At 73.9% G+C, this 8,386-nt stretch carries 9 protein-coding genes; 4 read left to right on the forward strand and 5 right to left on the reverse strand.

All coding sequences use genetic code 11. The features are described from left to right. A partial coding sequence (locus tag UW392_RS32375) for a CbiX/SirB N-terminal domain-containing protein (RefSeq protein WP_320778744.1) occupies positions 1–439 on the reverse strand: 439 nt, incomplete at its 3' end. Positions 440–670: 231 nt separating this feature from the next. Between UW392_RS32375 and UW392_RS32380 the strand changes: the two genes are divergently transcribed. Further along, positions 671–1,333 carry a vancomycin high temperature exclusion protein gene (locus tag UW392_RS32380; protein ID WP_320778745.1) on the forward strand — a complete coding sequence of 221 codons (663 nt, stop codon included), beginning with the start codon at positions 671–673 and terminating at the stop codon, positions 1,331–1,333. A gap of 25 nt (positions 1,334–1,358) precedes the next feature. On the opposite strand, the gene UW392_RS32385 is transcribed toward UW392_RS32380, so the two are convergent. From UW392_RS32385 to UW392_RS32400, 4 genes are read right to left on the reverse strand one after another with little or no spacing between them, the layout of a single operon-like run. Further along, positions 1,359–2,273 carry an ABC transporter permease gene (locus UW392_RS32385; RefSeq protein ID WP_320778746.1) on the reverse strand — a complete coding sequence of 305 codons (915 nt, stop codon included), beginning with the start codon at positions 2,271–2,273 and terminating at the stop codon, positions 1,359–1,361. Continuing rightward, positions 2,270–3,190, reverse strand: coding sequence for an ABC transporter ATP-binding protein (locus tag UW392_RS32390; RefSeq protein ID WP_414496728.1), 921 nt, complete (start codon positions 3,188–3,190; stop codon positions 2,270–2,272). The genes UW392_RS32385 and UW392_RS32390 overlap by 4 nt, the downstream gene beginning before the upstream one ends. After that, a complete protein-coding gene (locus UW392_RS32395) occupies positions 3,187–3,531 on the reverse strand; it encodes a transcriptional regulator (protein WP_320778747.1) in 345 nt (114 codons plus the stop codon). Before UW392_RS32395 ends, UW392_RS32390 begins: the two co-directional genes overlap by 4 nt. Continuing rightward, positions 3,528–4,034, reverse strand: coding sequence for a hypothetical protein (locus UW392_RS32400; RefSeq protein WP_320778748.1), 507 nt, complete (start codon positions 4,032–4,034; stop codon positions 3,528–3,530). Before UW392_RS32400 ends, UW392_RS32395 begins: the two co-directional genes overlap by 4 nt. 189 nt (positions 4,035–4,223) lie before the next feature. Here UW392_RS32400 and UW392_RS32405 point away from each other — a divergent pair, with 189 nt between their 5' ends. The 3 genes from UW392_RS32405 to UW392_RS32415 form a co-directional block, all read left to right on the forward strand. Beyond that, a complete protein-coding gene (locus UW392_RS32405; RefSeq protein ID WP_320778749.1) occupies positions 4,224–6,332 on the forward strand; it encodes a molybdopterin oxidoreductase family protein in 2,109 nt (702 codons plus the stop codon). Positions 6,333–6,615: 283 nt separating this feature from the next. Next, a complete protein-coding gene (locus UW392_RS32410) occupies positions 6,616–6,819 on the forward strand; it encodes a cold-shock protein (RefSeq protein ID WP_005483357.1) in 204 nt (67 codons plus the stop codon). 90 nt (positions 6,820–6,909) lie between these two features. Continuing rightward, on the forward strand, positions 6,910–8,386 hold a 1,477-nt coding region (locus UW392_RS32415), incomplete at its 3' end, for a DEAD/DEAH box helicase (protein WP_320778750.1).

Raw genomic sequence — 8,386 nt, forward strand, 5'->3', positions numbered from 1 at the left:
CGGCGGCGGCGAGGACGACGGCGCTCGCCGCGCGCTCGGCGCCGGTCGCCGGGACCCGCCACCCGGCCTGCGCCAGCCGTTCGTGCAGCACGTCCACGAGGAGCGGGTGCGGGCCGAGGGGCGCGGCGACGCGGGCGCGCACGCGGGAGCCCGCCGCGATCTCCGGGATGTCCCGCTTGACGTGGTACCCGCGGCTGAGGAGCAGCGGTACGAGGACGGCCTCGCGGTCGCCGAGGGCGGCGAGGGTGTCGGGCAGCAGGGGCTCGTTCAGCTCGATGTGCCCGAGGTGCACGGAGAGTCCGGGCCGCTGCCGGCGGACCCGCTCGGCCAGGGCCCGCACGGTCGACAGCGCGCGGGGGTCGCGGCTGCCGTGCGCCACGAGGACGAGCGCGGGCGCGGAGTCCGGCGCGGTCGGGGTCATGGGAACGGTCCAGGTCATGGGAACGATCCTCGTGAGGCGAGGTTGCCTGGCCGTTGCGCGGGTGTCACGGAGCTTTTCCGGCAGTTCACGGTGGGGTGGGCGTGCGGTGTGAGCGGCGGTGACCTGTGCTTCCGCGGTACGGGCGTGAGCCTGGTCACGTGCCGGGGCCGAACTGGATCTCCGGCGGTGGCGTCTTCGTTGACCGGACGGGCGGCACGGACACGGACAGGAACACCAGGGGGCCACATCATGCATCTGCCACGCACCCGGACCGGACAGCGGCGGGCCGTGCAGGCGGTGATGCTGCTGTGCGTGCTGGCGCTGCTGCCCTCCGCCTGGCTGTTCACGGTCTCCTCCGACCGGCTGCGGACCGCCGAGGACGTGCCGCCCACCGAGGTCGCCGTGGTCTTCGGCGCGGGACTGCGCGGCGACGCGCCCTCCCCGTACCTCGCCCGCCGGCTGGACGCGGCGGCGCGGCTGTACCACGAGGGGCGGGTCGAGGTGCTCCTCGTCACCGGCGACAACAGCCGCGCGGAGTACGACGAGCCGGACACCATGCGCGCCTACCTCACCGGTCGGGGCGTGCCCGACGCGCGCATCGTCAGCGACTACGCCGGCTTCGACACCTGGGACTCGTGCGTGCGCGCCAAGAAGATCTTCGGCGTCGACCGGGCGGTCCTGATCAGCCAGGGCTTCCACATCCGCCGGGCGGTGGCCCTGTGCGAGGAGGCGGGGGTGCGGTCGTACGGCGTCGGGGTCGCCGACCGGCGCGACGTGACCTGGTACTACGGGACCGTCCGGGAGATCGGCGCGGCGGGCAAGGCTGCCGTGGACGCGGTGCTGCGGCCGGACCCCCGGTTCCTCGGGCCCCAGGAACCGGGGGTGGCGCGGGCGCTGGCCGACGCGGGGTGACCCCACCGGTTGCGTTCCTGCCCGCCTACGCGGGTGCCGCCCCGCTCCGTTCCGCCTTCCGGTGGCGCGCGGACAGCCGTGAGCCGGACTCGCGGCGGGCGGCGCGGCGCAGCAGGGGCACCGCGAGGAGGAACCCGAGGACGGCCCAGGCGGTCAGCACCAGGGCGACCATGGGCAGTTCCCAGGACCCGGCCGGCTCGGCGGCCCGTGCGGCGTCCGGCAGCAGCGCCGAGCGCAGGCCCTGCGCCATCCACTTGAGCGGGAAGACGGAGGCCGCCTGCTGGACCGCCACGGGCAGCGTGGTGATCGGGAACACCGCGCCGGAGGTGACCAGCAGCGCCATCACGGGCAGCATGAGCAGCGCCAGCGCCTCGCGCGGGTTGGGCAGCACGGCGCCGATGGCCGCGCCCAGGGGTACGACGGCGAGCAGCCCGAGCGTGGTGACCCACAGGAGCGTCAGCCAGCCGCCCGCGCCGCGCGGCAGCGGCCCGTCCACCAGCAGCGCCGCGGTCCCCAGGAGCAGGACCAGGGTGGCGGCCGCCATGGCGACCACCAGCAGGCTCTTGGCCACGAGGTAGGCCGGTATCCCGCCGGGCGTGGCGCGCAGCCGCAGCAGCGCGCCCTCCTCCCGCTCGGTGACGAGTATCTGGGGGAGGTTGACCAGACCCACCTGGAAGAGCAGGTAGGCGGCGAAGCCCGCGATCACCAGGTGGGCCATCGGGGCCCCGGTGCCGGGCACGTCGTCGTCGAGGACGACGGCGAGCACCAGCGCGACGGCCACGTTGGACAGGTGCCCGGACAGTTCCTTGGGGTTGCGCAGGAGGTGCCGCAACTCGATGCCGCCGCGGAGGAGGCCGGCCCGCCAGGGGCGGCGGCGGGTGGGGCGAGGTGGCCTGCCGCCCGGTGCGTCGTTCCCGTCCGTCACGTGTGTCCGCCTCATGCGACCTGTGCCTCCCTGTCCGTGTCCGTACCGCCGTCCTCCCGGTGCACCATGTGCAGATAGGTGTCCTCCAGCGTCGGGCGGCGGACCTCCAGGCCGGTGATCGGGCCGGTCGCGTCCCGGTGCAGTTCCCAGACCAGTCGGGAGGGGTCCGCGGTGCGTTCGCGGCGGGGCGTCCCGTCGTCGGCGGTCCAGCGGACCTCGGCCCGCGCGGCGGCCCGCCGGGCCAGCTCCGACGGGGTGCCGCAGGCCCGGATCCGGCCGCCGACCAGCATGGCGATCCGGTCGGCGAGCCGCTCGGCCTCCGCCAGGTCGTGCGTGGTGAGCAGGACGGTGACGCCCTCGTCGCGGGCCAGCCGTTCGACCAGGACGTGGAACTCGTGCCGCGCCCGCGGGTCGAAGCCGGTGGTCGGTTCGTCCAGGAAGAGCAGCTCCGGGCGGCCGACGATGCCGAGCGCGACGTCCAGCCGCCGCCGCTGCCCGCCGGACAGCCGGTCCACCTGCCGGTCGGCCTGGGCGGTGAGGCCGACCAGGTCCAGCAGGGCGGCCGGGTCGCGCGGGTCGGGGTAGTACGTCGCGAAGTGCGTCAGCAGCTCGGCGACCCGCCAGCGACGGTGGTCGCGCCAGGACTGCAGGACCAGTCCGATGCGGCCGCGCCAGGCGTCGTCGCCGCGCTCCGGGTCGGCGCCGAGGACGGTGACCTTCCCGGCGGAGCGCCGCCGGAAGCCCTCCAGGATCTCCACGGTGGTGGTCTTGCCCGCGCCATTGGGCCCGAGCAGCGCGAAGACCTCCCCGCGGTGGATGTCCAGGTCGATGCCGTGGAGGACGTCGACGTCGCCGTACGACATGGTCAGGCCGCGTGCCTGGACGACGGGCCGGGCGGCCGGGACGGGAGTGGGTGGCGTCAGTGCCGTCATCGTCCTGCCTCCGCGTGCTGCTGCGGTGGCGCCGCCGCCGCGGCCCCGGGGGCGCGCTCCACGATCGCCCGGAGCGCCGCCACGTGTCCCTCGAAGGCGGTGCGGCCGCGGTCCGTCAGCCGGACCTTCGTACGCCGCTTCCGGCCGCCGCCCTCCTTGTGGATCTCCAGGTACTCGGCCTCCTCCAGGGTGTGCAGTTGCTTGGAGAGCGCGGAGTCGCTGAGCGAGAGGCTGTCGCGGACGAACGCGAAGTCCGCCCACTCGGTGGTGGCGAGCAGCGCGACCACCGACAGCCGGGTGGCGGGGTGGATCAGCTCGTCGAAGCCGATGGGGGTGCTCATCGGCCCGCTCCCTCGTGCGCCGTCCGCTCACCGCGGGTGCGCAGTGAGCCGACCGCCCAGCGGCTGGCCGGTCCGACGGTCAGCACGAAGACGGCTGCCGAGACCGTGGCCTGGACCAGTGCGCCGGTCATCGGCGCCAGCGGCTCGACCAGACGCCCGGAGAGCAGCACCGTGCCGCCGGTCACCGCCGCGCCGCCGACGAGCAGGACGGACGACCGCCAGTCGTAGCGGGAGTGGTGCAGCTGCACCCTGTTCCTGCGGCTGGAGGACGTGATCAGCGCGCCCATCACCGCGACGAACACGGCGAGGGTCAGCCAGACGCCCCACTGGGGCAGGTCCAGGCCCTGCACCGCCAGGAAGACCCACATGGCCAGGGCCGTGGAGCAGGTGGCCCGGGAGCCGCCGTGCGCGGACCGCTCGACCTCGTCGTACACGCGCTCCTGCGGTACGCGGATGCGCTGCAGGTCCTTCCACGCCTGTTCGGCGTCCACCGGTGTGCTCACGGTCGCTCCCCTCCCTGACGGTCCACTCAACTTGCCTACTGGGAAAGTTACCCACAACTTTCCCAGTAGGCAAGTCGGAAAGGCCTCCCGCGTCCTCACGCCGGTGCCCCCTCCCGCCGGGAGGTCCCCGTCCCGGCCGCGTAACGGACGGCGTCCCGCCACGTAACACGGCCCCCACACGCTGGGCCCATGCAGCAGATCTCCGTGACGCCCACCCACTGCCCGTACTGCGCCCTGCAGTGCGGGATGAACCTCACCCCCGCGCCGGAGGGGGGCGTCGCGGTGGTCGAACGCCCGGACTTCCCGGTGAACCGGGGCGCACTGTGCGGCAAGGGCCGTACGGCGCCCGCGGTGCTCTCCGCCCGGGTGCGGCTGACCTCCCCCCTGGTGCGCGAGGACGGCGTCCTGGTGCCCGCCGGCTGGGACGAGGCGCTCGACCGGATCGCCGACGGGTTCGCCCGCACGCGCGCGGAGCACGGCCCGGACGCCTGCGGGGTGTTCGGCGGGGGCGGGCTGACCAACGAGAAGGCGTACGCGCTGGGGAAGTTCGCGCGGATCGCGCTCGGCACCTCGCAGATCGACTACAACGGGCGGTTCTGCATGTCGTCGGCGGCGGCCGCGGGCAACAGGGCGTTCGGGCTCGACCGCGGACTGCCGTTTCCGCTGGAGGACATCCCGCGGACGGGCTGCGTGATCCTCGTCGGCTCCAACCTCGCCGAGACCATGCCGCCCGCCCTGCGCTACCTGACCGAGCTGAGGGAGAACGGCGGCCGGCTGATCGTCGTCGACCCGCGCCGCACCCGTACCGCCGAGCAGGCCGACCTGCACCTGGCCCCCCGCCCCGGCACCGACCTCGCCCTCGCCCTCGGCCTGCTGCACCTGGTGGTGGCGGAGGGCCGGACGGACGAGGAGTACGTCCGCGAACGGACGACCGGCTGGGAGGAGGCCAGGGCGGCGGCCATGGCGCACTGGCCGGAGCACGTGGAACGGATCACGGGTGTCTCCGTGCCCGAGCTGCGGGAGGCGGTACGGCTGTTCTGCGAGCCGGAGCACGCGATGGTGCTCACCGCGCGCGGCCCCGAGCAGCAGGCCAAGGGCACGGACACGGTGGGCGCGTGGATCAACCTGTGCCTGGCGACGGGCCGCGCGGGCCGCCCGCTGTCCGGGTACGGCTGCCTCACCGGGCAGGGCAACGGGCAGGGCGGGCGCGAGCACGGGCAGAAGGCCGACCAGCTGCCCGGCTACCGCAGCCTGACCGACCCCGCGGCGCGCCGGCACGTGGCCCAGGTGTGGGGCGTCGACCCGGACACGCTGCCCGGCCCCGGGCGCAGCGCGTACGAACTGCTGGACGCGCTGGGCACGGACATCAGGTCGCTGCTGCTGATGGGCTCCAACCCGGTGGTGTCGGCCCCGCGCGCCGCGCACGTGGAGGAACGCATCCGGTCGCTCGGCTTCCTCGCGGTGTGCGACGTGGTCCTCTCCGAGACGGCGGCCCTCGCGGACGTGGTGCTGCCGGTCACCCAGTGGGCCGAGGAGACCGGCACCACGACCAGCCTGGAGGGCCGGGTGCTGCTGCGCCGGCGGGCGGTCACCCCGCCCGACGGCGTCCGCACCGACCTGTACGTGCTGCACGGGCTGGCCGCCCGGCTGGGCGTGAAGACGGGCTTCCCGACCGATCCCGAGGAGGTCTTCGACGAGCTGCGCCGGGCGAGCGCGGGCGGCATCGCCGACTACTCGGGGATCACCTACCGCAGGCTGGCGGAGGAGAACGGGGTCTTCTGGCCGTGTCCTGCGGGCGAACCGGTCACGGCGGGTGAGCCGGGCACGGCGGTCCACCCGGGCACGCCCCGCCTCTTCCTCGACCGGTTCGCCACCGAGGACGGCAGGGCCCGCTTCGTGTCCGTCTCGCACCGGGCGATCGCCGAGGAGCCGGACGCCGCGTACCCGGTGCTGCTGACCACCGGACGGGTCGTCGCCCAGTACCAGTCCGGCGCCCAGACCCGGCGCGTGGACGAGCTGAACGCCGCCGCACCCGGCCCCTTCGTCGAGCTGCACCCGCGGCTGGCGGAGCGGCTCGGTGCCGCGGAGGGCGATCCGGTGGCGGTGGTCTCGCGGCGCGGGCGCGCGGTCGCCCCGGCGCGCATCACGACCGCGATCCGCCCGGACACGGTCTTCATGCCGTTCCACTGGCCGGGCGAGGGCCGCGCCAACACCCTCACCAACCCGGCGCTGGACCCGACGTCGCGGATGCCGGAGTTCAAGGCGTGCGCGGTGCGGCTGGAGGCGGTACCGAAATGAATGAGGGCGGTACGGAAGGGGGGCGAGGGGGTGCCGGGGCGGTGCCGGCAACCGCTTCGGCACCCCCGATCGCGCGTCGCTCGGCACTGTGCTATCTTGGCAGGAAGTGGCAGTTTTGGTTACCAGAGGCTTCTGAGTGCTCTTCGACCTTCCGTCGATGAGCACTCTTTTCAGTTTCAGGGGCTTTCCGGGGTTGTTCGATCTTCCCGTCAGGCCGAATCGTTGCTGCGACGCCGGGTCCGCAAGGTGCGGTTCCGGGCACTGCATCAAGGGAGTTTTCAATATGGCATCTGGCACCGTGAAGTGGTTCAACTCGGAAAAGGGCTTCGGCTTCATCGAGCAGGAGGGTGGCGGCCCGGACGTGTTCGCCCACTACTCGAACATCGCCACCTCCGGTTTCCGTGAGCTTCAGGAGGGCCAGAAGGTGACCTTCGACGTCACGCAGGGCCAGAAGGGCCCGCAGGCCGAGAACATCGTTCCCGCCTGACGCTGACGCGTACCGCATGGCCGGGGTCCGCACTTTCGGGTGCGGGCCCCGGCTCATGTGCGACCGGTGCCGCTTCGAGGAAGGTCCCCCATGAACCGCCCAGCTCGTACGAACAGCAGTTCCTCCCGTACCCGTACGGACAAGGGCTCCGCCGGCTCCTCCGGCCGGGGCAGCCGCGTCCGTTCACAGGGGACGCAAGGAACGCAGGGGAAGGGCCGCCAGAGCGGTCCGGCCCGCTCCACCAACGCCGGGCGGAACGGTCGCGGAGGACGCCCCGCCGCGATCGGCGGGGAGTTCGCACTGCCGGTCACCCTCACCCCGGCGCTGCCGCCGGTGGCGGCGTTCGACGACCTCGACATGCCCGAGCGGCTGCTGACCACCCTGCGGGCCGAAGGGGTGACCGTCCCGTTCCCCATCCAGGCCGCGACGCTGCCGAACTCGCTGGCCGGCCGTGACGTGCTGGGCCGCGGGCGCACCGGCTCGGGCAAGACCCTCGCCTTCGGACTGGCCATGCTGGCCCGTACCGCGGGGCAGCGCGCCGAGTCCCGGCAGCCGCTGGCCCTCGTCCTCGTGCCCACCCGGGAACTGGCGCAGCAGGTCACCGACGCCCTCACCCCCTACGCCCGCGCGCTGCGCCTGCGGCTCGCCACGGTGGTCGGCGGTCTGTCGATCGGCCGTCAGGCGAGTGCCCTGCGCAACGGGGCCGAGGTCGTCGTCGCGACGCCCGGCCGCCTCAAGGACCTCATCGACCGGGGCGACTGCCGCCTGGACCGCGTCGCGATCACCGTTCTGGACGAGGCCGACCAGATGGCCGACATGGGCTTCATGCCCCAGGTCACCGCCCTGCTCGACCAGGTGCTTCCCGACAGCCAGCGGCTGCTGTTCTCGGCCACCCTGGACCGCAACATCGACCGGCTGGTCCGTACCTACCTGCACGACCCCGTGGTCCACTCGGTCGACCCGTCGGCGGGCGCCGTCACGACGATGGAGCACCACGTGCTGCACGTCGAGGACGACGACAAGCACGCCACCACGACCGAGATCGCCGCCCGTGACGGGCGAGTGATCATGTTCCTGGACAGCAAGCACGCGGCGGACCGGCTGGCCAGGAAGCTGCTGGCGGTCGGCGTGCGGGCCGCGGCCCTGCACGGCGGCAAGTCCCAGTCGCAGCGCACCCGGGCCCTGACCCAGTTCAAGGACGGGCAGATCACGGCCCTGGTCGCCACCAACGTCGCGGCGCGCGGCATCCACGTCGACGACCTCGACCTGGTCGTCAACATCGACCCGCCCGCCGACCACAAGGACTACCTGCACCGGGGCGGCCGCACCGCCCGCGCGGGCGAGTCCGGCACCGTCGTCACCCTGGTGCTGCCGCACCAGCGCCGTGACGTGACCCGTCTGATGTCCGCCGCCGGCATCACCCCGCAGACCACCAGCGTCCGCTCGGGCGGGGCCGAACTGAACCGCATCACCGGCGCCCAGGCACCGTCGGGCGTGCCCGTCGTCCTGACCCCGCCGCCCGCCGCGCCGGCGGCCGGCGGAAGCCGGCCCGAGCGCACCGGCACCG

This window comes from Streptomyces sp. CRN 30 (assembly GCF_034105845.1).

What these genes read in the sequence shown, in the direction of transcription:
- UW392_RS32380 (WP_320778745.1), top strand. Translation starts at nt 671, where the DNA reads ATGCATCTGCCACGCACCCGGACCGGACAGCGGCGGGCCGTGCAGGCG.
- UW392_RS32385 (WP_320778746.1), bottom strand. Translation starts at nt 2,273, where the DNA reads ATGAGGCGGACACACGTGACGGACGGGAACGACGCACCGGGCGGCAGG.
- UW392_RS32390 (WP_414496728.1), bottom strand. Translation starts at nt 3,190, where the DNA reads ATGACGGCACTGACGCCACCCACTCCCGTCCCGGCCGCCCGGCCCGTC.
- UW392_RS32395 (WP_320778747.1), bottom strand. Translation starts at nt 3,531, where the DNA reads ATGAGCACCCCCATCGGCTTCGACGAGCTGATCCACCCCGCCACCCGG.
- UW392_RS32405 (WP_320778749.1), top strand. Translation starts at nt 4,224, where the DNA reads ATGCAGCAGATCTCCGTGACGCCCACCCACTGCCCGTACTGCGCCCTG.
- UW392_RS32410 (WP_005483357.1), top strand. Translation starts at nt 6,616, where the DNA reads ATGGCATCTGGCACCGTGAAGTGGTTCAACTCGGAAAAGGGCTTCGGC.